Here is a 22374-nt window from a genome sequence, read left to right as displayed (position 1 = left end):
GGTCACGGTGTTCCCTGTGTGTCGCCGCCGACCGGCCTGGACCGGTCGGCGCCCCACCGCGCGAGCAGCCGCAGTGCCGCTCCGCGTCCGCGGTCGGGAACGGTCCACAGGGTCTGGCCCCGGACGCCCCAGCGCTCCAGCAGGGCGTTGGCGGCGAGGAAGCCGCTGGTGGCCGCGCGTTCCATGAGGGCCACCGGCAGATCCGTGCGGACCAGGTCGCCGGCCACCACCAGGCCCGGGTCGCCGGTGCGTACGGTCGGCCGGTCGCCGTGGCCGCCGACCGGGAACAGCGGGCAGTCGGCCCGCCACTCGTGGCGTTCGTCGACGACCGTCGCCGCGTGGGTCTCCGGGTACACCCGGTGCAGTTGCGCGAGCAGCCGCTTCTGCTCGACGTCGCGGACCGCGCCGTCCGGCAGGGCGTACGCGTGCAGTTCCACGACGGATCCGCCGCGGCGGGCGCTCCAGCGGGCCGCCTCCGACTCCCAGCGCTCCAGCACACTGACGTTGTCGAGGGTGCCGTAGCCGCTGGTGCCCAGGAAGCCGGGCCGGTCGGCGGCGACGCGACGGTCCAGCCACAGGCGGCTCACGAGGAACGGCGGCGCGGTGCGCAGCCGGGCGACGCGTTCCCGCCACGCGGCGTCGGCCAGGCGCGGGGAGCGGCCGACGAGGGCGCGCAGGCCGCCCGTGTCCAGGGCCAGCACCACGGTGTCGTACCGCCGCTCCTCCTCGTCCGTGGCCACGACGAAACCGCCGTCCGGGGTGGGTTCGACGCTCTCGACGGGGGTGGCGGTGCGCAGGTCGGCGCCGTGGCCGCGCAGATAGCCGGCGAGGGGGTCCCACAGGGCGGCGGGGAAGGGGTCGCCGGGTACGTCGAAGAGCAGGCCCTCGGCGGAGCCGAGGAAGTAGATGTGGAACATCAGCACCATCTCCGCCGCCGACAGTTCCCGGGGATCGGCGAAGAAGCTGCGGGAGAACACCTCGAAGGCGAGGTGGTGCGCGGCCTCGGGGAAGCGGATCGACCGGAGGAAGTCGTGGGCGCTGACGCCGTCGAACCGCTCGTACACGTCGGGCACGCGGACGTCGAGGAGGGGCAGCGCCGCGACCGGGTCCATCCGGGCGAGGTCGCGCGGCCGGAAGGTGGGGCTCAGGGCGACGAATCCGAGCGCGCTCCACGGCGGGGTGCGCGGGACGTGCCGGAAGCTGTCGTGCAGCCCGTCGCTGTGCCGCAGCGGGTAGTCGGGCAGCGCCCTCAGGCGGGCGAGTCCGGGATCGGTGCGCCGCAACAGGCCGCGCAGGTTGTAGTACTGACGGAAGAACGCGTGGAAGCCGCGGCTCATGGTGACGGTGGAGCCGTCGGCGAGGGTGGTCGGCCGGCCCGCCAGCCGTCCCCCGAGGGCGGGTTCGCGTTCGTGGAGCGTGACGTGCACGCCCCGTTCGGCCAGGGCGGTCGCGGCCGCCAGGCCGGCGATGCCGCCGCCCACGACGGCGGTCGTCGGGCGGCGGTCACCGGTGACGCGCGGCATGCCCCCGGCAGGGGACAGCCTCCGTGCCCGCCGGTCCCTGCCGTGGCGCGTCGCGTCCGGACGCCGGGGCCCGGTCATCGCTCGCCCGCCGAGCGGAGGCCGGGGCGGCGGGCGACGACCGTATGGGTGATGCCGGTCTGCCATCCCGGCAGGGGGAGCACCCGTACGTGCCCGAACCCGGCCGAGCGGACCCGGTCGGCGAAGCCGGCCGCCGTGTCGAACCGCAGCACGCTGTGCCACAGGTGGCGGTACAGGGCGCCGTCGTCCAGGAGGGTCGCGACGGGCAGGACCAGCCCGCGGCACACCGCCGTCCACACCGCGCGGTGCGCGGGCCGACCGCTGAGGGTGTACTCGTGCACGGCCAGCCGTCCGTTCGGCGCCAGCACGTCGCGCACCGCCGCCAGCACCGCGTCGGGGTCGGCTGCGTTGCGGAAGAGGTAGGCCGCGAACACGGCGTCGAACGGCCCCGCCAGGCCCGCCTCCGCCAGGCGTTCCACAGGGGCGTGCACGAAGGTCACCCCCGCCCGCCACCGTTTGCCGGCCGCCCGGTGCAGCATGCCGGCGGAGGCGTCCACGCCGGTGATCCGGGCGCCGGGCAGGACGGCGGCGAGCGCGGCCGTCGAGGCGCCGGTACCGCAGCCGAGGTCCAGGACGCGCAGCCCTCTGCCGCCGTGGGGCAGACCGAGACGGCGTGCGGAGCGGCGCAGATGGGCGTGGTAGCCGGGGTTGACGGCGACCAGGGTGTCGTAGCTGCGAGCGGCATGGTCGAACGCGGCGGCCAGCTCCGCGTCGCGCAGCAGGGTCATGCGGTCTCCTCGGTCGGGGGCGGGGGCGGCGGGGGCGGGCGGGGCAGGGGCCCGGCGGGGGCAGGGGCCCGCCGCCGGTGCGGGAACCCGGCCGGGGCCGGGGCCCCACCGGAGCGGGAACCCGGCCGGGCCGGGGCCCAGCCGGTGCACGAGCGCTTCCCCGGCGGCGGTCACGGGCCGGGGCCGGGGCCGGGGCCGGGAAAGGGCCTGCGGGGCAGGAAGGGCAGCTCGGCGGCGGAGCGGAGCATCGGCAGAACGGGGGTGCGGGCGCCGACGGCGAGGTCCTCGTGGAGGCGGGTGCGGCCGTCGAGGAAGCGCAGCAGCCGCTCCATCGGGACGTGCGAGAAGAGCCTCGCGAAGAACGCGGCGCCGTCGACCCGGCCGCTGTCCAGGGCGCGCAGCATCACGGCGTCCATCGCGCGGGAGCGGGCCGAGTGGGGTGCGGGCGGCAGCGGGTGGCGGCCCGCCCGGAGGGCTTCCGCGACGGCCCTCGTCTGCCGCTGGACGGCGGAGAAGGTGTAGCCCGTCGACGGCCGGGTGGCCCCGCCGGCGGCGCCGATGCGGAAGACCGACGGTGCGGCGCGGCGGGGGAACCGCGCGTCGGTCATGGGGATCACCCCGGTCTCCGTCGAGGCGACGTGGACCGGGCCGAGGCGGAGCACGTCCTCGGTGTAGTGGCGCAGCGCGGCCTCGTAGTCCTGACGGGGCAGGACGGCGCGGGAGAACTCGGTGTACTCCACGAGCGCGTCACGGCGGCCGGTCGGCAGGACGTAGCCGAAGGCCAGTCCGTGGGACGGCTGCGGGACCCGGAAGTCCATGAGCCCGACCGTGCCGGGGTCGAAGACGGGCCGGGCGGTGCGCACGAACCAGCCGTGGAAGTGCTGCAACAGGGTGGTGCGGGCCGCCGGGAGGCTGCCGGGAGGCCGGGAGTCGAAGACCCAGCGGGCGCGTACGGTCAGCGGGCGGCCGTCGTCGGCGCGGGCACGGACCTCGGCTCCGTCGGCCGCCGCGCGCACCGTCTCGACGGTCGCCTCCAGGCGGCGGACGTCGTCGCTGCCCGCGAGATCGCGGGCGACGAGCGCCTCGAAGTCGTCGGAGCGGAGCATCTTGTAGCGCAGCGGTGCGATGCCGTCCTCGACGGTCCGGCCCTCGGGGGTGTGGATCCGCAGCCGCTCCCACTGCGTGGTCAGCGCGGCGTCGTACGGTCCCGGGCCCGCCTCCCAGAAGCACCAGGTCCGTCGCGGCGGGCGCAGCGGTCCCGGCGGGGCGTCCACCAGGACCACCGACGGGCGGCCTGCCCCGGGGGCGGGGCGCGACAGCCGGTGGGCGAGGGACAGCCCCGCGGCTCCCGCGCCCACGATGGCGACCTCCGCCTCCAGCACGAGCCGCTCCCTCCCTGCGCGCGTCGTCCGGTGTGCTCCCGTGGGAAGCATTCCTGCTCGGCACCCCGTCCGGATGCGGGCCACGCTGGGCCGTCGGGGTTGCGCTGCCGGTGCCCGGGGCTGTGCTGCCGGTGGCCGGGGTGTCGCTTCCGGCCGTACGCCCGTGTTGCCGGTGGCCGGCTCGCCGTCGCCATGGCAAGTCGCCGTGAAGGCCCGCCGTCGCCGTGAAGGCCGCCGTCGCCGTGAAGGCTCGCCGTCGTCGTGGCGGCTCGGGTCGCCACGCCAGGTCGTCGTGGCGGCTCGGGTCGCCACGCCAGGTCGTCGTGGCGGCTCGGGTCGCCACGCCAGGTCGTCGTGGCGGCTCAGGTCGCCACGGCAGGTCGTCGTGGCGGCTCTGGTCGCCGGTGGCCGAGGTGTCGTGCCGTCCGGCGGTCGTCTCGCGGCTCGGGCCGAGGCGCGTCGGCCCGCCGCCGTGCGGGTGCCCGGCCGAACAGCTGCCCCTGTCGCATCGTTACCGCATCGTTTCCGCGTCGCATCGTCCCCGCCCACGTGGGTCACCGCCCACGCGGGTCACCCGGCGTTCGCGTACAGGCCGTCGTGCTCCAGGCAGCGGCCGAGCCGGTGCAGTCCGCGCCGGGCGTGGCTCTTGACCGTGCCCAGGGGCCAGCCGGTGAGTTCGGCGATCTGGGTCTGCGTCAGGTCGTCGTAGAAGGCGAGGGTGAGGACACGGCGTTGCGGGGCGGGCAGCTTGGCGAGTTCGTGTCCGAGCAGGACGCGGTCGAGCACGGCGTCGGGGATGTGGCGGTCACCTGTGGTGACGGACATCCGCGCGCCGGCCGCCGCGACGAGTTCGGCGCGGCGCGTCCGGGCCGACAGCGCGTCGGCGACCTTGCGGCGGGTGATGCCGACGAGCCAGGCGGAGAGGGCGCCTCGGTCCGGCAGGAACCCGGCGCGTCCCCGCCAGGCGGCCAGGAACACGGTCTGCGTCACGTCCTCCGCCTCCCGGGCGTCCCCGAGTGAGCGTCGCGCCAGGGTGAGGACCAGGGACCCGTACCGGTGGTAGGCGGCGGCCAGGCAGGCCTCGTCACCGGCGGCGAAGCCCGCGGCGAGTTCGTCGTCGGCGAGGGCGTCCTCGGTCGGGGCCCACAGCGGAACGGTGTCGATGGTGGGCCGGGCGGCCTGCTGTGCGGTCATGGTGTCTGCTCCTCGTGCGGGCGGTGTCCGGCCCGTCCCTGAGGCGCGGCCCCTAGCCGGGGCCGTCCACCTCGCCGGTTCCGGGGTGCCGGTCGCACGGAGCGACCGCGGCTCCTCCACCCTGCGAAGCGGGCAATCGATGCATCAACTTGCGTCGACTGTGCATCGTTATCGCGCGCGTCGGCTGGTCCGGTACGCCGCGTCGCCCCGCTCTCGCCGTCCCGGCCGCCCGTCGCCGGGCGGGAACGAAGCACGGCTGTCCCCCGGTTGGCGCATCCGTGCCCGTCTCCGACGCGGAATGCGTTCAGTGTGGGCCGACTCCGATCACGACGAGAGGAACCGGGATGCGCCCGAGCAAGGCGAAGGAACACCCCCTGGCCGGGCCGCCGCCCGGCGCTCCGCTCGTGCCCCCGCGACACCGCGCGGGCCACCGCCCGTCCCTGGTGGCCTCGTCCCGCGCGGGCGACCCCTCGCCCCTGATGGGCAACCCCTCGTCCCGCGCGGGCGACCCCTCGCCCCTGATGGGCGCCCCCTCGTCCCGCGCGGGTGAGCGCGGCCCCTCCCCCGACAGCCGACCGGAAGGCGCCATGCCCGCCCTCTTCCCCCTGGACGTGAACGACCTGCCCGCCATCGACGGCGACGTGCCCGGAGCCGTGGGACGCGTCCTCGACCACCTCCTGGCCGAACGCTCCGAGCACGCCGCCGCCCTGGACCCGGTGTTCGCCCGCGACCTGGCCGAACGCGTCGTCCGCTGCACCCTGGAGGGCGGCAAGCGCATGCGGCCGCGCTTCGTGTGGTGGGCGCTGCGCGCCTGCGGCGGCGGGCCCGGCGCCGCGGAGGCCGCGCTGCGCGTCGGCGCCGCCCTCGAACTGATCCAGACGTGCGCACTGGTCCATGACGACGTGATGGACGGCTCGCGGCTGCGGCGCGGCCGGCTCGCCCTGCACGCCGACGTCGCCGCCCAGTACGCCGGCACCGTCCCGCCGGAGCACGGCCCGCGCTTCGGCGAGGCCGCGGCCGTGCTCGCCGGGGACCTGGCGCTGGCATGGGCCGACGACGTCGTCGCGGCCACCGAGCTGGCGCCGGTCACGGCCCGCGCGGTGCGCGAGCTGTGGAGCGCCATGCGCACCGAGATGGTGGCCGGCCAGTACCTGGACGTCCAGGGGCAGGCCACGGGCGCCCGCTCCGCGGCCCGCGCGATCCGCGCCGCCTGCCTCAAGAGCGCCCTGTACTCGGTGGAGCGTCCGCTGGCCCTCGGAGCCGCCCTGGCGGGCGCCGATCCCGCGCGGGCCGGGGCCCTGTGCGCGGCGGGCCGGTGCGTCGGGATCGCCTTCCAGCTCCGTGACGACCTCCGCGACGTCTTCGGCGACCCTCGGCACACCGGCAAGCCCTCCGGCGGCGACATCCGGACCGGCAAGCCCACCTACCTGACCGCCGTGGCGCGGGCCCGGGCCGAGGCGGCCGGCGACCGGCGCGCGCTCGCGCTGCTGCGGCACTCCCTCGGCCGTGCCGACCTGTCCGACAGCCGGCTCGCCGAGGTGCGCGACGTCCTCGTCACGACCGGCGCGCGCGACGCCGTCGAGGCGAGGATCGACCGGCTGGTCGCCCGGGGCATGCGTCACCTCGACTCCGCGGCACTGGAGCCGGAGGGCCGCGCGCGCCTGCGGGAGCTGCTCCACGCCACGGCCGGCGCCACCCCGGAAACGGCCGGCACCACCCCGGAAACGGCCGGCACCATCGCGGAAACGGCGGGCGCCACCCCCGAAACCGCCGGCGCCCCTCCGGCGACCGCCGGAGCCACCCCGGCGGCATCGGGCCCCCGGGACGCTCCCCCGGCGGCATCGGGCCCCCGGGACGCTCCCCCGGCGGCATCGGGCCCCCAGGACACTCCCCCGGCGGGGGCGGGCCCCCAGGACACTCCCCCGGCGGGGGCGGGCCCCCAGGACGCTTCCCCGCCCTCGCCGGCCCCACGGCCCGCCACCACCGCGGCCCCCTCCCCGCAGTCCTCAGGACCCTCCGCCGCCCCACCGCCCCCCGCCTCCACCCAGCCCCCGGCGTCACCGCCCGGCGCCGCCCGGCCCACGTGCTCCCCCGTGCGGCCCGAGGACGACGCGTCCTACGCCCTCCTGCTGCGCATCGGCGCCGAGGGAGCCGCGCGATGACGCGGACCGTCCCCGGGCGCACGGACCACGTCGTGGTGGTGGGCGCCGGGCTCTCCGGCCTGGCCGCGGCGCTGCACCTGCTCGGCGCCGGACGACGGGTCACCGTCGTCGAGCGCGACCCGCTGCCCGGCGGCCGCGCCGGGCGCCTGGTGCGCGGCGGCTACCGCATCGACACCGGTCCCACCGTGCTCACCATGCCGGACCTCGCCGACGAGGCGTTCGCCGCGGTCGGCGACAGCCTGCGCGCCCGCGTCGACCTCGTCCCCCTGCACCCGGCCTACCGGGCCCTCTTCGCCGACGGCAGCAGCGTCGACGTGCACACCGACGCGGACGCGATGGAGGCGGAGGTCGAGCGGTTCGCGGGCGGCGCGGAGGCCGCCGGCTACCGGCGGCTGCGGCACTGGCTGGAGCAGCTGTACCGGGTCCAGATGCGGCGCTTCATCGACACCAACTTCGACTCGCCCCTGCACCTGCTCACCCCCGACCTGGCCCGGCTGGCCGCGCTCGGCGGGTTCGGCCGGCTGGACGCGCGGATCGGCCGCCACCTGCGCGACGAACGCCTGCGCCGCGTCTTCTCCTTCCAGTCGCTGTACGCGGGTGTCCCGCCCGCCCGCGCCCTCGCCGCGTACGCCGTCATCGCCTACATGGACACCGTCGCCGGCGTGTACTTCCCGCGCGGCGGCATGCACGCGCTGCCGCGGGCCATGGCGGACGCCGCCGCGGACGCGGGCGCCGACCTGCGGTTCGGACGGGACGTCACCCGGCTGGAGCGCTCTGGCGACGGCGACCGGATCACCGCCGTCGTCACCGCCCACGAGCGCATCCCGTGCGACGCGGTCGTCCTCACCCCGGACCTGCCGGTCGCCTACCGCCTCCTCGGCCGAACGCCGCGCCGCCCCCTGCGCCTCCGGCACGCGCCGTCGGCCGTCGTCCTGCACGCGGGGACGGACCGGACGTGGCCCCGCCTCGCGCACCACACGCTGTCGTTCGGCGCACGGTGGCACGGCACCTTCGACGAACTCACCCGCACCGGCCGCCTGATGAGCGACCCGTCGCTGCTCGTCACCCGCCCCACGGCCACCGACCCTACGCTCGCGCCGCCCGGCCACCACCTGCACTACATCCTCGCCCCCTGCCCGAACACCGACATCGGGCCGGACGCGGCCGCCTGGGGCGAGCTGGCACCGCGGTACCGCGACAGCCTCCTGGGGGAGCTGGAGCGGCGCGGGCTCGACGGCCTCGCCGCGTCCGTCGAGGACCAGACCCTCGTCACCCCCGCCGACTGGCAGGCCAGGGGGCACACGGCGGGCACGCCCTTCTCGGCGGCCCACACCTTCGCCCAGACCGGCCCGTTCCGCCCGCGCAACCTGGTCCGCGGCACCGAGAACGCCGTGCTCGCCGGGTGCGGCACCACCCCGGGCGTCGGCGTGCCGACCGTCCTGCTGTCCGGCAAGCTCGCCGCGGCCCGCATCACCGGGCGCCCCTCCCCCGCCCCCGGCCGCCGCCCCGGCGCGCGGGCCACACCGGAAGGAACGCACTCATGACCGGCCGTGAACTCGACGCGGCGGGCATCACGGATCCGGCGCTGCGCGACGCCTACACGCGCTGCCGCGCGCTCAACGCCCGCCACGGCAGGACGTACTTCCTCGCCACCCGGCTGCTGCCCGTCGAACGGCGGCCCGCCGTCCACGCCCTCTACGGCTTCGCCCGCTGGGCGGACGACATCGTCGACTCCCTGGACGACGGCGTGCCGCGCCAGCGCCGCGCGAAGGACCTCGGGCGTCTCCAGGCGGGCCTGGAGCGGGGGCTGCGCGACGGCGGCAGCACCGAACCGGTGGTCCTGGCGCTCGCCGACACGGCCCGCCGGTACGCCATCGACCACCGGCACTTCACCGACTTCATGGCCGCCATGCGCAGCGACCTGGAGGTCACCGACTATCCGACCTACGACGACCTGCGCGCGTACATGCACGGCTCCGCCGCGGTGATCGGGTTGCAGATGCTGCCGGTCCTCGGAACCGTCGTCCCGCGCGAGGAGGCCGCCCCCCACGCGGCGGCCCTGGGCGTCGCCTTCCAGCTGACCAACTTCCTGCGGGACGTGGGCGAGGACCTCGACCGCGGCCGTGTCTACCTGCCCGCCGACCTGCTGGGCGCGCACGGCGTGGACCGCGGGCTGCTGGCCTGGAGCCGCGCCACCGGCCGGCCCGACCGGCGGATCACCGAGGCGCTCAGGGCCTTCGAGGAACTGACCCGCGGCGTCTACCGCGAGGCGGCGCCCGGGCTGGCCCTGCTCGACCCGGTGTCCCGCCCGTGCATCCGCACGGCCTTCGTGCTGTACGGGGGCATCCTGGACGCGGTCGCCGACGGCGGGTACGCGGTGCTGCACCGCCGTGCCGTGGTGTCCCGCCGACGGCGGGCCGCGGTGGCCGCCGACGGACTGCTGCGCCTGGCCGCCGCCCGCACGGTGGCGCGTACCGGGGCACGCCGGACACCGCCGCCCGAGCCGGGGCGGCCGCCCGTCGGTGTGACCGGGCCGTCCCGGGGGCCGTCGTCCGGCTTCCCGGCCTCGTCCGAACGGCTGCCCGAGGAGGCCGCGTGAGCCCCGACCGTCCCGTCCGGCGCGGACGGTTCCCGCTGTCGCTGCGCAGGAACCCGGTGGGCTGGGAACGGCAGCGCCCGACCTGGCGCGAGGCGCGCCCGGCCGTGATCGCCCGGGCGCTCAAGCGCGCCCAGGCACGCCCCTCGGGCAACTGGTACGTCGTCGGGGCCACCCGCGACGTGCGCGACGACCGGCCCCTCGGCCGGACGGTCGCCGGCCGGGAGGTCGTCGTCTGGCGCGACGGGGCCCGCCGGCTGGTCGCCGGGCCCGGCGTCTGCCCCCACCTCGGCGCGCCGCTCCGGGACAGCCCGGTGCGCTGCGGAACCCTGGTCTGCCACTGGCACGGGCTCGCCCTGCGCGGCGGCCCGTTCGCGGGCTGGGAGCCGCTGCCGGTGCACGACGACGGCGTGCTGGTGTGGGTACGGCTGGACGCCGTGGGCGGCGAGCCGCCCCTGGACGAGCCGGTCGTACCGGTCAGGCCCGCCCTGTCGGACGCGGTGTCGGCCGTCTACGTGGGCGTCGGCACCTGCGAACCGGAGGACGTCGTCGCCAACCGGCTGGATCCCTGGCACGGCGCCTGGTTCCACCCGTACTCCTTCGTCGACCTGACCGTCGTCGACGCTCCCGGGACCTCCCCGGCCGGCGCGGGCGGGCAGGAGGCCGGGGACGGGGTGGCGGACGGGGACGGCTTCGCCGTCGACGTCTCCTTCAAGCTGGCCGGACGGCTCGTCGTACCGGTCCGGGCGGTGTTCACCGCGCCCGAGCCGCGCACGGTCGTCATGCACATCACGGAGGGCGAGGGGCAGGGGTCGGTGGTCGAGACACACGCCACCCCGCTGGGCCCGGACGCCCTGGGCCGGCCGCGGACGGCGGTCGTCGAGGCGGTCGTGGCCGCCTCGGACCGTCCCGGCTTCGCCGCGGCCCGCGCGATGGCCCCGCTGCTGCGGCCCCTCGTACGGGCCGCCGCCGGCCGCCTGTGGCGGGACGACCTGGCCTACGCCGAACGACGCTGGCACCTGCGGTCCACGGGCCGGTTCCCCGGCTGAGCCACCGCGGTCCGGGCGCCATCCGCACCCCACGGGCACGCCGGGGGCCCGGCCGGGACCGAAGCCGGGCCGAGGTCGGGCCAAACCGGGGGCGGCCGGAGTGGGCAGGGACGGGTCGGGCAGGGACGGGTCGGGCAGGGGCAGCCGGCCTGGTTCGGCGAATGGCCTCGGGCCGGCGGCGGGGACGGCGGCTGGGCAGGGCGATCGCGGGGACGGCCGGAGGGTACAGCCCGGACAGGGCCGCCGGACAAGGCGGCGCGGGCCGCCCCGGCTCAGGGCCACCCCGGCTCAAGGCCACCCCGGCTCAGGGCCACCCCGGCTCAGGGACCGCTGCCGGTTCTGCGCCGGAAGAGCACGTCCCGGCGTTCGCCGGCCGTCATCGCGCCCCACACACCGTCCCGCTCGGCGTTGCGCAGCGCCCAGGAGGCGCAGGGCACGAGGACGGGACAGCGTCGGCAGACCGCGCGTGCCTGCTCGATCTGCCGGCGTGCCGGGCCGTCCTCACCGACCGGGAAGAAGAGCTCGGGGTCCTCGGAGCGGCAGGCCGCGGCCTCACGCCAGTTCACGCGCCACCTCCCGTCCCGTCCGGGGCCCGGGGCGTCGCCGAGGAGCGGCGCGCGAGGGCCGTCACGGGGAGAAGACTTCATCACAACCTCCGCAGTCGGCCGGACGTGCCGTCGGGCAGCCCGGTACCGCGGTGCCCGGAGCACCGCCGACCCGGCAGAGGTACGGAGAAATATAGGCACTCTTCCACCGTTTGCACCAGGTTTGTCCGGCAGGACGGGCGAAGGTACGGACGCGTGGCGCGACCGGCGTGAGGAGAGTTCGCCACCGGCCTGATCAACGCTCCGCATCCGTTCGGCGGCGTCCGGGAGAACACCGTAAGAGCCACGCGGGCCGCCAGGAGCCCGTTCGGCGTGCGAGACGAGGCGAGGACCTGTGGTGAGCCGCGGATTCCCGGCGCCCCGCCCCCTCGGGGGAAGCGGCGCCGCTCCAGATGCCGTACGGCGCGGAGGTGCCCGGTGAAGGTGAGCCCCGGCGTGCCGACGCCGGGGACGGCCGAGGTGGGGGTGACGACCGGTTTCCTCGCCCGGAGGGTGGGCGTGTCACCCACGACCCTGCGTTCCTGGGACCGCCGCTACGGGCTGGGGCCCGCCGTACGGGTCGACGGCAGGCACCGCCGCTGGTCGCCGGAGGACGTGGCCATGGTGCAGGAGATGTGCCGGCTGACGGCCTCGGGCGTGCGTCCCGCCGAGGCAGCGCGCGCCGCGAAGGAACGCGCCCGCGGCCGTGGCACGGCAGCCCTCGCGACGGTGGACGGGCAGGCGGCCCGGGGTCCCGGGGCGCGTCCGGCACCGCCGCCGGCGCCGGACGCGGGCCGGGGGCCGGATCCGGAGCTGGACGCGGGCTCCCCCAGCGGTCTGCCGCTGGGGGGCGTGCGCCAGGAGTGCCGGGGCCTGGCGCGCGCGGCCGTCCGGCTCGACGCGTCGGCGGTCCAGGAGCAGCTGGCGGCCGCGGTCCGCACCCACGGGCTGGTCACGGCCTGGGAGGAGGTGATGGTGCCCACGCTCCGCGCGGTCGGCCGGAAGTGGGAGTCGTCGGGCGACCGGTACGTGGAGGTGGAGCACCTGCTGTCCTGGCACATCTCCGCCACCCTGCGCCACCTGTACGTGTCATGGGCGCGGCAGAACCACCGGCCGGGCACCTCACCGGTGCTGCTGGCCTGTCTCCCGGGCGAACAGCACACACTGCCCCTGGAGGCGCTCGGCGCCGCGCTGGCGGAGCTGGGCGTGCCCGCGCTCATGCTCGGCGGCGCGGTCCCGGCCGAGGCGGTGATCGCGACGGTGCGGCGGGTCGGTCCCGCGGCGGTGGCACTGTGGTCGCAGTCGCGGTCCACGGCGAGCCTGCCGCTCGCCCAGCACGTCGCCGCCAGCCGGTGGGGGGTGCGCGGCGCCCGGACGCAGAGCCTGGTGCTGTTGTGCGGCCCCGGCTGGAGCCGGCGCTCCGGGGGACCCGGGCTGCTGCGCCCGCCCGGCCTGCGCGATGCGGTGCGGGCGCTCACCTCACGGGACGCCCCGGGGACGCCCCCGCTCGGGCCCCTGGGGCTGCCGGCCGTCCGGGACGACTCGGCGCTGCGGCCCACGCACGTGTGACACGCGTGTGACACGGCACTACGGCCGCACGCGCCTGACACAGCACGGGCGCCCCCCACGCGCGTCACACAGCACGGCAGCACACGCCGCGTCACACGGCACGACGGCCCGCACGCGCGTCACACAGCACGGCCGCACCCACGCATCACACGGCACGACGGCCCGCACGCGCGTGACACGGCACGACGGCCCGCGACCGTGACACAGCACCACGGCCCGCGCACCTGTGAACGGTGCGCGGGCCGCCGTATCAGACCTGTTGTCCCGGCGGGGCGGGTCACTCGGTGGTGAGCATGCCCTCACGCAGTCGGGCCAGCGTGCGCGACAGCAGCCGCGAGACGTGCATCTGCGACACCCCGAGACGCTCGCCTATCTGAGCCTGCGTCATTTCCTCCACGAACCGCCAGTGCAGGATGCGGCGGGAGCGTTCGTCGAGCTCGGCGATCATCGGGGCGAGGGCGTGGAAGTCCTCCACGAGCTCCAGCGCGCCGTCCTCGTCGCCGATGAAGTCGGCCAGGGCGGTCTCGCCGTCCTCGCTGCCGCCGATGGCGGCGTCCAGGGACGACGACCGGTAGCCGTTGGACGCCAGGCGCGCCTCGATGACCTCCTCCTCCGGGAGGTTCATGAGCTGCGCCAGCTCGCTCACCGTCGGCGTCCGGCCCAGCCGGCTGCTCAGTTCCTCCGTCGCCCGCGCCAGCTGCACCCGGGCCTCCTGAAGGCGGCGCGGAACGTGCACGGCCCAGGTGGTGTCCCGGAAGAACCGCTTGATCTCGCCCACGATGTAGGGGATCGAGAAGGAGGTGAACTCCACCTCGCGCGACAGCTCGAACCGGTCGATCGCCTTGATCAGACCGATCACGCCGACCTGGACGATGTCCTCCATCTCCTCCGGGTCACGGCTGCGGAACCGCGAGGCCGCGTAGCGCACCAGGGAGATGTTCATCTCGATCAGCGTGTTGCGCGCGTACTGGAATTCCTCCGTCCCCTCTTCCAGAACCGCCAACTGCGCGAAGAACAAGCGGGTCAGCTGCCGCGCGTCCTTCGGAGCCACCTTCGACGGATCCGCGACCTCCGGCAGTCCGGCGGTGTGCGTTGCGGTCCGCAGCGCCGTCTCCGTCATCATGTTCCCTCCCAGGTGGACCGATATCTGCACACCGCCCGCCTGCCCGCACTCTCGGCGCTCACACCCATGAATTTCGTTCGATGGGCGTTCGGATGGCGAAAAGCGGCGCGATCGGGCTCCTGACGCACGGTGGTTGAGGCGCCCGGACCCGCATGAGGCACCCGGCCGGGGCGGACCGGGTGCCTCCGGACGGCGGCCGGGTGCGAGCCGACCGCGCCTGCCGTGAGCCGTCGGTGACGGCAGGTCAGGCAGTGGTGCAGGCGGTGCCGTTGAGGGTGAACGCGGTCGGAGCGGTGTTGGTGGTGCCCTTGGCTCCGATGAATCCGACGGTGACCGAGCCGCCGGCGGGGATGGCCGTGGTGTACGAGGCCGGGGTGACGCTGACCGTGCCGCCGCTCTGGGTGGCGGTGCCGCCCCACATGTTGGTGACCGTCTGGCCGTCCGCGAAGGCGAAGACCAGCGTCCAGCCGTTGACGGCGGCGGTACCGGTGTTGCGGAGCGCGATCTCGCCCTGGAAGCCGCCCGGCCACTCGCCGACGACGCGGTAGCCGACGGAGCAGGACGCGCCCGGCGTTCCGCCGTCCTCCGCGGTGGTGACGCCGACCGTGGCCGAGCGCGGTGAACGGTTGCCGGCCGCGTCCCGGGCGTAGACGGCGAACGTGTACGCGGTGTCGGCGGTGAGGCCGGTCACGGTGGCGGTGTTCGTCGTGGAGACGGCGACCCTGGTCTCGGTGCCGCCGTCGACGCGGACGACGTCGTAGCCGGCCACGCCGACGTCGTCGGTGGACGCGGTCCAGGTCAGGGTGGCGGAGGTGGACGTCACGGCCGAGGCCGCCGGGGTACCGGGCGCCGTCGGTGCCTGGGTGTCGCCGGGAGTACCGCTGTAGACGGTGGCCTCCTCGGCGGTCTGGGCGATGCCGTCGGCCCCGTTGAAGATGCGCTGGCCCCAGGAGCTGAGCTGCGTCGGGTCGAAGCCGATCGCCAGGTCGAGGATCGGGTCGGTGTTGCCGCTCCAGGACCAGGCCAGGTAGCCGAGGTCGAGTTCCTCGGCGGTGGCCATCATGGTGTCCTCGTCCGGGTCGCCCCACTGGTCGGCGGGCCCCCCGAACTCACCGATCAGGATGGGCAGTCCGGCGGCGACGAAGGCGTTGAGGTAGTCCGTGATCTCCGCCGCCGTGTCGAAGACGCTGTACATGTGGATCGAGAAGATCAGGTTGCCGGTGGTGTCGGCGTCGTAGACGCTCTGGGCGTTGGCACGCATGACGCCCTGCCAGTCCTGACCCCAGTTGGGGGCGTCCACCATGATCGTGTGTTCGAACCCGGCGGCGCGCAGCTTCTGGATCGCGGCGATGGTCGGCGCGGTCCAGCCCGCGGGGTCGGTGTTGCCCCAGGGCTCGTTGCCGATGTTGATGACGACGTGGTTCTCCTCGCCGGCGAGCACGTCCTTGAGGCCGATCCAGTAGTCGGCGGCGTGGTCGAGGGTGCCGGCCGCGGCGTCCTCGCCGTAGCCGGTGGTGTCGTGCACCTCCAGGACGCAGATCAGGCGGTTGGCCTTGCACTGGGTGACAACGTTCGCCACGTCGGCCGCGCTGTTCTCGCTCCAGCGGTAGCCGTCGGAGAGGACCACGCGGACGGAGTTGGCGCCGAGCGCCTTGATGTCGGCCAGCGACTGGAGCTCGCCCGGGTACCAGGTGTGGGCGTGGTTGACGCCCCGCATGACGAAATCGTTGCCGTTGGCCTCCAGCAGGCGGCCGTCGTCGATGTGGAGGCCGACGGCCTGGGCGGAGGGGGCCTCGGCCGCCCGGACGGAGGCCGGTTCCGCCGCCTGCGCGGCGGCCGGGGCCAGGAGGCCGACGGCCACGCCCAGACCGAGCAGGGCGGCCAGGGTGGGCAGGAACCTCTTTCGTGTCGTGCTGCGTGCTCTTCTCACTGCGGCTCCAGGGAGTGAGCGCCAGGAAGGAACTCCGGCATCGGAAGGGAGTGGGAGCGCTCCCATGAAGCCACTATGCCAAGTACACGTCAAGTCATTGCGCACAGACCGCCGTACGCGGACCGCCGCCCGGCGCGCAGACCGTCAGCCGTCCCGCGGGCAGATCACAGACCGCTGACCGCCGACCCGCCCGCCGACCCGCCCGGGCGCCACGGCCCCGCGCAGGCCGCCGAGCCGCCCGGCGCCACGGCCCCGGCCTCCCCGGCGCACTGCCGGAGCGATCGGGGCCGGAGAGCGGTCAGGGCCCCGCTGACCCGCGGGTAGACGGGGAGCCGCGGGTCGACGGGGAGCCGCGGGTCGACGGGAAGCCGCGGGGTCAGCGGGTGACGACGTGCCGTTCGTTCGGGACGCAGTGCGTCATCGTGAGGCCCTGCACGTCGCGCGGCGGGTTCTTGCCCAGGTGGGCGAGCCGCTCACGGTCCTCGTCGGTCAGCGACTGCCCGGCCAGGGGCTCCAGCCCGGCGACGTCCTCCGAGCTGACACCGATGCCCTCACCGACCCTGAGGCCGAGATCGTTGTCGACCAGGAGGAAGTGCCAGACCATGCGCTCCTGCACCGGCCGGTCACACTGGGCGAGCGCGGCGGTGAGGTTCTTCACCAGGTCGTCGCGCTCCCACTGCTCCATCAGCGCGTAGCGCTGGCCCGCCTGGAGGTAGTCGTTGGTGCGGGGGATGCGCTTGCGCGTGAGCCGGCCGGTGATCTCCGGGCCCTGCTCGTCGTGGGCGGGGTACTCGTCCTCGTGCAGTCCGCCCATGATGGAGGGCTCGTAGTTGACGATCGGGTTCACCCCGCCGCCGTCCACGTGATAGGCCATCTGCCCGTCGCGCTGGTTGGTGCGGACCTCGGCGTTCTTGGCCTGGTTGACCGGCAGCTGGAGGTAGTTCGCGCCGACCCGGTGGCGCTGGGTGTCGCTGTAGGAGAACGTCCGGCCGACCAGCATCTTGTCGTCGGAGAAGTCCAGCCCGTCGACGAGGACCCCGGTGCCGAAGGAGATCTGCTCGTTCTCGGCGAAGAAGTCCTCCGGCATGCGGTTGAGCACCATCTTGCCGACCGGCTTGGGCGGGAACTCCTGCTCCGGCCAGGTCTTGGTGTCGTCCAGCGGGTCGAAGTCCAGCTCCGGGTGCTCGTGGTCGTCCATCATCTGGACCAGGAGTTCCCATTCGGGGTGGTCACCGCGCGCCACCGCCTCGTACAGGTCCTTGGTGGCATGGCCGAGGGAGTCCGCCTGGACGTTCGCGGCGTCCTCCTCGGTCATGCTGCGCACGCCCGCCTTGGGCATCCAGTGGTACTTGACCAGCTTGGTCTCACCCTGCTCGGTCACCCACTTGTAGGTGTTGACGCCGAAGCCCTGCATGTGGCGGTAGTCGGCGGGGATGCCGCGGGGGCTGAAGAGGTTGACGAGCATGTGCATGGCCTCGGGCGTCTGCGACATGAAGTCGAAGATGCGGCGCGGCTGCTGCTGGAAGGTGACCGGGTCCGGCTTCAGGGCGTGGATGACGTCCGGGAACTTGATCGCGTCCCGGATGAAGAAGACGCCCAGATTGTTGCCGACGAGGTCCCAGTTGCCGTCCTCGGTGTAGAACTTCACGGCGAACCCGCGCGGGTCGCGGGCGGCCTCGGAGGAGTCGCGCCCGCCGATGACCGTGGAGAAGCGGACGGCCAGGTCGGTGCGCTTGCCGCGCTCCTGGAACAGGGCGGCGCGGGTGTAGCGGCTGATCGGCTCGTCGCCCCAGCTGCCGTACGCCTCGAAGTAGCCGTACGCCGTGACGCCCCGGGCGTGGACGACGCGCTCGGGGATGCGCTCCCGGTCGAAGTGGCTGATCTTCTCGAGGAACTGGTAGTTCTCCAGCGTGGCCGGGCCGCGGGCGCCGACGGTGCGCTGGTTCTGGTTGTCGTGGACGGGGTGGCCCTGCCGGTTGGTGAGCACCTTCCGGCCGTCTCCCGGGCCGGATCCGCTGCTCGATACGTCCGTCATGTCCTTGAGCTCCTTGGGGATCGTCCCCCCACGCTTGCGAGGGTGCGGGGCCGCACGGCAGCCGCCGCCGGACCGCTGAGGGACCGTCCGGGTACCCGGCACCCCTCATTCACTCACGTCCCTCCCCGCTTCGCCGGAGGAGAGCCGTCCGTGTCGTCGGGGAAGCCACCCGCGCCGGGCAGGCCGTTCCGGTCCTCGGGCGGCGGCCGGCCTTGGGGGGCGTCGCCGGCCGTGAGGTGTTCGAGGACCTCCACCAGTTCCTGGCAGGCGCGTTCCACCGAGCGCCGGGTGTTGCGCTGTTCGGTGATGACGGCCGAGAGCAGCAGGGCGGTCAGGGCCATCGTGCCGTTGAAGGCCTGGAGGTTGATCATGACTTCGACGCGCGTGCGCCCGGCGAACGGGCCGAGCCCTTCGGTGGCCGCGACGGTGGCCATGACCGAGGTGAACAGGGCGCACAGCATGCCGCCCGCGAGACGGAAGCGGAGAGCTGCCCAGATCAGCAGGGGGTAGACGAGGAAGAGGAGGCTTATGTTGCTTCGGGTGGCCACGGTGACGAAGGTGACGGTGACCAGCGCCAGGCCCGCGGCCTCCTTCCAGCGGCGCACGGGCGGCGGGCTGCGCTGGGTGAACAGGAGCAGCAGGAGCGGCGTGACGAGCAGGACCCCCATCGCGTCGCCGACCCACCAGCCCAGCCAGACGGGCCAGAAGCCGTCCGCGTCCAGCCGGCCGGCCAGGACGAGGACGCCGACGCCGACCGTGGAGCTGATCAGCATGGCGGTCAGGGCGCCCAGGAACACCAGGGCGAGGGTGTCGCGCATACGGGTCAGGTCGGTGCGGAAGCCCACCGTGCGCAGCATGAGGTAGGCACAGACGGGAGCGGCCGTGTTTCCCGCCAGATTGACGATCACGAAGGGCCCGAGCTCGGTGGTGATCGACATGATGACGAACAGCGCACCCAGGGCGATGCCCGCCGACGCCCGCATCCCCAGGAGCAGCAGACACGCCACCGCGAGGCCGGAGGGTGGCCAGACGGGGGTGAACACCGCGCCCTCGACGACGAGCTGCCGCAGCAGGCCGAGCTGTCCGGCGGCGTAGTAGCAGGCGGCGACCGCCGCCGTCTCGACGGCGAAAACGGCCGCCGGCCTGCGCAGCTCGCTGGTACGCACCACAGCAGCCATCAGACACCGGTGCGGCGCCGTCGGCGAGGTGAGAGACGCGTGGTCCGGCCCTATGGCTGAACGCCGTCCGGTCCTACGGCCCAAGCGCCGCCCGATCCTTCGACTGAACGCCGTCCGGTCCTACGGCGGGACCTGGGGCTCGGGTCCGCCCGGAGTCCCGTCGTGTCCGACGACGAGGACGGCCGCGTCGTCGTCGTGTCCCACGCGCTCGGCGCCCTTGAGCACGGCGGCGGCGAGCGCGCCGGCCTCCAGGCCCGCGACGGCGGCGATGCCCGCCAGCCGGACCACCTGGTCGAGGCCCTCCTCGACGCTCATCGACGGCCCCTCCACCACACCGTCCGTGAGCAGGACGAACACACCGCCCTGGGTGAGCCGGTAGCGGGTGACGGGGTAGTCCATGCCCTCCTGGACGCCGAGGGGCGGTCCGCCCTGGTCCTGGGCGATGCCCGATCTGCCGTCGGCGGTGGCCCACACGCAGGGGATGTGGCCGGCCCGGGCGCTCTCCAGGACGCCGTTGGCCGGGTCGAGGCGCATGAAGGTGCAGGTGGCGAAGAGGTCGCCGCCGAGGGAGAGCAGCAGGTCGTTGGTGCGGGCGAGGAGCTCGCCCGGTTCGCCGGTGACGGAGGCCAGGGCGCGCAGTCCGACCCGGACCTGCCCCATGAACGCGGTCGCCTCCATGTTGTGTCCCTGGACGTCGCCGATGGACAGCCCGATACGGCCGTCGGGCAGGGTGAAGGCGTCGTACCAGTCGCCGCCCACGTTGAGTCCGTGGCAGGCGGGCGCGTACTGGACGGCCACCCGGAAGCCGCGGGCCGCCGGGAGGTCACGGGGCAGCATGCCGCGCTGCAGGGCGATGGCCAGCTCGACGTGGGAGCGCTGCACCTCCGCGCGTTCGCGCGCCTGGGCGGTGAGCGAACCGAGTCTGGCCAGCAGCTCGTCGCCGTCGTCCGTGGGGCGCTTGCGGGACATGGATCACTCCGGAGAGGACGGTAGCCCCTTCGGGGCGAATGTCGCATACCGCGTTTAGAGGATGATATCGACCTGGGGTGGGGTCTGACAGGCGGGCGAGACGGCCGGTGGCCCGGTGGGGGCGGCGGGGGCGGCGGGGGCGGGCGTGGGTGGGCGTGGGTGGGCGTGGGTGGGCGTGGGTGGGCGTGGGTGACGGCGGGGGCCTGCCCCCGCCGTCACCCACAGCCCCCGGCCTTCACCGAAGCCCCCGGCCGTCACCCCCGCCGCCGTCCGTAGCCCGGCCGTCACCCATAGCCCCGCCGCCGTCCGAGGCCGCCCGTGCGCGACAGCCGCAGGCGCTCAGCCGCCGAGCGCCGCGCTCACCACCGCCCTGGCCTCGTCCTGGACCCGGCGCAGGTGGTCGGGCCCCTGGAAGGACTCGGCGTAGATCTTGTAGACGTCCTCGGTGCCCGAGGGGCGGGCGGCGAACCAGGCGTTGGCCGTGGTCACCTTGATGCCGCCGATGCCCGCCCCGTTGCCGGGCGCCTCGGTGAGCACGCCGGTGACCGCTTCCCCGGCGAGGGTGTCCGCGGTGACCTGGGCGGGCGAGAGCCTGGCGAGCAGCGCCTTCTCCTCGCGGGTCGCGGGCGCGTCGATGCGGGCGTAGGCGGGTTCACCGAAGCGGGCCGTCAGGGCGGCGTAGTGCTCCGACGGGGTCTTCCCGGTCACCGCGGTGATCTCGGAGGCGAGCAGTGCCAGGATGATGCCGTCCTTGTCCGTGGTCCACACCGAGCCGTCGCGGCGCAGGAAGGACGCGCCGGCCGACTCCTCCCCGCCGAAGCCGAGCGAGCCGTCGACCAGCCCGTCCACGAACCACTTGAAGCCGACGGGCACTTCGACGAGCCGTCGGCCGAGGTCGGCGGCGACGCGGTCGATCATCGAGGACGACACCAGGGTCTTGCCGATGCCCGTGCCGTCGGGCCACCGCTCGCGGTGGGCGAAGAGGTAGGCGATGGCGGCGGCCAGGTAGTGGTTGGGGTTCATCAGGCCCGCGTCGGGGGTGACGATGCCGTGCCGGTCGGCGTCGGCGTCGTTGCCCGTGGCGATCCGGAACCGGTCGCGCTGCTCGATCAGCGAGGCCATCGCGTAGGGCGAGGAGCAGTCCATCCGGATCTTGCCGTCCCAGTCCAGCGTCATGAACCGCCAGGTGGGGTCGGTGCGCGGATTGACGACGGTCAGGTCGAGGCGGTGCTCCTCGGCGATCCGGCCCCAGTAGGCGACGGACGCCCCGCCGAGCGGATCGGCGCCGATCCGGACGCCGGCGGCGCGGATCGCGTCCAGGTCGAGGACGCTCGGCAGGTCGGCGACGTAGGTGCCGAGGAAGTCGTGGCGGCTGGTGCCCGGGGCGGTGAGCGCCTGGGCGTACGGAATGCGGCGTACGTCCTTGAGGCCGCCCGCGATGATCTCGTTGGCGCGGTCCTGGATCCAGGAGGTGGCGTCGGAGCCTGCGGGGCCGCCGCTGGGCGGGTTGTACTTGAAGCCGCCGTCGGCGGGCGGGTTGTGGGACGGGGTGACGACCACGCCGTCCGCGCGGCCGGTGGTACGGCCCCGATTGTGGGTGAGGATGGCGTGCGAGACGGCCGGGGTGGGCGTGTAGCCGTCGGCGCTGTCGATGAGCACGGTGACGTCGTTGGCGGCGAACACCTCCAGCGCCGTGACCCGGGCGGGCTCGGACAGGGCGTGGGTGTCGGCCCCGAGGAAGAGGGGGCCGTCGGTGCCCTGGGCGGTGCGGTACTCGCAGATCGCCTGGCTGGTGGCGGCGATGTGGTCCTCATTGAACGCCGTGTTCAGGGACGACCCGCGATGGCCTGACGTGCCGAACGCGACGCGCTGTGCCGGGTCGGCAGGGTCGGGGTGCAGCGCGTAGTACGCGGTGACCAGCCTGGCGACGTCGACGAGGTCCTCGGGGCCGGCCGGCCGGCCCGCTCGTTCGTGCGTCATGGTCCGTTCCTCCGCATGGGTTGATCCGTCACTCGCCGTCTCATCTTTCCTCTTCGAGGCGCCGGTACGCGAGGGGACTCCACCGTGACGGCACGTGAGGCCCGTCGCACGGCGCGGGCGAGGGCACGGCGAGGGCCCCGGCACGGCGGCGAGAACCGCGCGGTGGACGGCACGCGCGAGGCGGGCGCCCCACGGCGAACGCGGGCCCGCGAAGGCGTGGACCTCCTCGCCGGCACCATCAACATCGTCGCTGGTCAGATGCCGTAAGGGGGACATGCGGGGGCACGCCGCCGG

15 protein-coding genes and 1 pseudogene are annotated in these 22374 nt (G+C 74.9%); 5 read left to right on the top strand and 11 right to left on the bottom strand.

Annotated elements, in window-relative coordinates:
- Positions 1-2 precede the first annotated feature (2 nt).
- The 4 genes from ACIP67_RS01755 to ACIP67_RS01740 all read right to left on the bottom strand — a co-directional run bounded on the left by ACIP67_RS01755 (position 3) and on the right by ACIP67_RS01740 (position 4905).
- On the bottom strand, positions 3-1601 hold the full coding sequence (locus ACIP67_RS01755) for an FAD-dependent oxidoreductase (RefSeq protein WP_401685782.1): 1599 nt from the start codon (positions 1599-1601) through the stop codon (positions 3-5).
- Complete coding sequence (locus tag ACIP67_RS01750) at positions 1598-2329, bottom strand: methyltransferase (RefSeq protein WP_401685779.1); 732 nt, start codon at positions 2327-2329, stop codon at positions 1598-1600. The genes ACIP67_RS01755 and ACIP67_RS01750 overlap by 4 nt, the downstream gene beginning before the upstream one ends.
- Before the next feature lie 170 nt (positions 2330-2499).
- Positions 2500-3711 carry a lycopene cyclase family protein gene (locus ACIP67_RS01745; protein ID WP_401685776.1) on the bottom strand — a complete coding sequence of 404 codons (1212 nt, stop codon included), beginning with the start codon at positions 3709-3711 and terminating at the stop codon, positions 2500-2502.
- Positions 3712-4281: 570 nt separating this feature from the next.
- A complete protein-coding gene (locus ACIP67_RS01740; protein ID WP_401685773.1) occupies positions 4282-4905 on the bottom strand; it encodes a sigma-70 family RNA polymerase sigma factor in 624 nt (207 codons plus the stop codon).
- A 521-nt stretch (positions 4906-5426) separates the two neighbouring features.
- On the opposite strand from ACIP67_RS01740, the pseudogene ACIP67_RS01735 reads away from it, so the two are divergent.
- The 4 genes and pseudogenes from ACIP67_RS01735 to ACIP67_RS01720 form a co-directional block, all read left to right on the top strand.
- A pseudogene (locus ACIP67_RS01735) lies at positions 5427-6614 on the top strand (polyprenyl synthetase family protein); the annotation flags it as partial.
- A gap of 449 nt (positions 6615-7063) precedes the next feature.
- Positions 7064-8611: a phytoene desaturase family protein gene (gene crtI, locus ACIP67_RS01730; RefSeq protein ID WP_401685771.1), complete on the top strand. Its 1548-nt coding sequence runs from the start codon at positions 7064-7066 to the stop codon at positions 8609-8611.
- Entirely contained in the window at positions 8608-9666 is a 1059-nt protein-coding gene (locus ACIP67_RS01725) for a phytoene/squalene synthase family protein (RefSeq protein WP_401685769.1), read from the top strand. The genes crtI and ACIP67_RS01725 overlap by 4 nt, the downstream gene beginning before the upstream one ends.
- Positions 9663-10712: a DUF5914 domain-containing protein gene (locus ACIP67_RS01720; RefSeq protein ID WP_401685766.1), complete on the top strand. Its 1050-nt coding sequence runs from the start codon at positions 9663-9665 to the stop codon at positions 10710-10712. The genes ACIP67_RS01725 and ACIP67_RS01720 overlap by 4 nt, the downstream gene beginning before the upstream one ends.
- A 320-nt stretch (positions 10713-11032) precedes the next feature.
- Here ACIP67_RS01720 and ACIP67_RS01715 read toward each other — a convergent pair whose 3' ends face one another.
- Entirely contained in the window at positions 11033-11278 is a 246-nt protein-coding gene (locus ACIP67_RS01715; RefSeq protein WP_401685763.1) for a WhiB family transcriptional regulator, read from the bottom strand.
- 474 nt (positions 11279-11752) lie between these two features.
- Here ACIP67_RS01715 and ACIP67_RS01710 point away from each other — a divergent pair, with 474 nt between their 5' ends.
- Positions 11753-12865 carry a MerR family transcriptional regulator gene (locus ACIP67_RS01710; protein ID WP_401685760.1) on the top strand — a complete coding sequence of 371 codons (1113 nt, stop codon included), beginning with the start codon at positions 11753-11755 and terminating at the stop codon, positions 12863-12865.
- A 277-nt stretch (positions 12866-13142) separates the two neighbouring features.
- On the opposite strand, the gene ACIP67_RS01705 is transcribed toward ACIP67_RS01710, so the two are convergent.
- From ACIP67_RS01705 to pgm, 6 genes are all read right to left on the bottom strand, one after another.
- Positions 13143-13988 (bottom strand): RNA polymerase sigma factor SigF, encoded by an 846-nt coding sequence (locus ACIP67_RS01705; RefSeq protein WP_401685757.1) that lies wholly within the window; start codon positions 13986-13988, stop codon positions 13143-13145.
- A gap of 244 nt (positions 13989-14232) precedes the next feature.
- Positions 14233-15918 carry a cellulase family glycosylhydrolase gene (locus ACIP67_RS01700; RefSeq protein WP_401685754.1) on the bottom strand — a complete coding sequence of 562 codons (1686 nt, stop codon included), beginning with the start codon at positions 15916-15918 and terminating at the stop codon, positions 14233-14235.
- A 376-nt stretch (positions 15919-16294) separates the two neighbouring features.
- Positions 16295-17953 carry a catalase gene (locus ACIP67_RS01695; protein ID WP_401685752.1) on the bottom strand — a complete coding sequence of 553 codons (1659 nt, stop codon included), beginning with the start codon at positions 17951-17953 and terminating at the stop codon, positions 16295-16297.
- Between the two features lie 113 nt (positions 17954-18066).
- On the bottom strand, positions 18067-19131 hold the full coding sequence (locus ACIP67_RS01690) for an MASE1 domain-containing protein (protein ID WP_401685749.1): 1065 nt from the start codon (positions 19129-19131) through the stop codon (positions 18067-18069).
- Between the two features lie 120 nt (positions 19132-19251).
- Positions 19252-20100 (bottom strand): PP2C family protein-serine/threonine phosphatase, encoded by an 849-nt coding sequence (locus ACIP67_RS01685; protein ID WP_401685746.1) that lies wholly within the window; start codon positions 20098-20100, stop codon positions 19252-19254.
- Between the two features lie 339 nt (positions 20101-20439).
- Complete coding sequence (pgm, locus tag ACIP67_RS01680) at positions 20440-22080, bottom strand: phosphoglucomutase (alpha-D-glucose-1,6-bisphosphate-dependent) (protein WP_401685743.1); 1641 nt, start codon at positions 22078-22080, stop codon at positions 20440-20442.
- Between the last annotated feature and the right edge of the window lie 294 nt (positions 22081-22374).

It is taken from the genome of Streptomyces sp. NPDC088812, assembly GCF_044750285.1.
Classification (GTDB): Bacteria; Actinomycetota; Actinomycetes; order Streptomycetales; family Streptomycetaceae; genus Streptomyces.
Note: the sequence above shows the minus strand (reverse complement) of the source record. Positions and strands in the feature narration are given on the sequence as shown.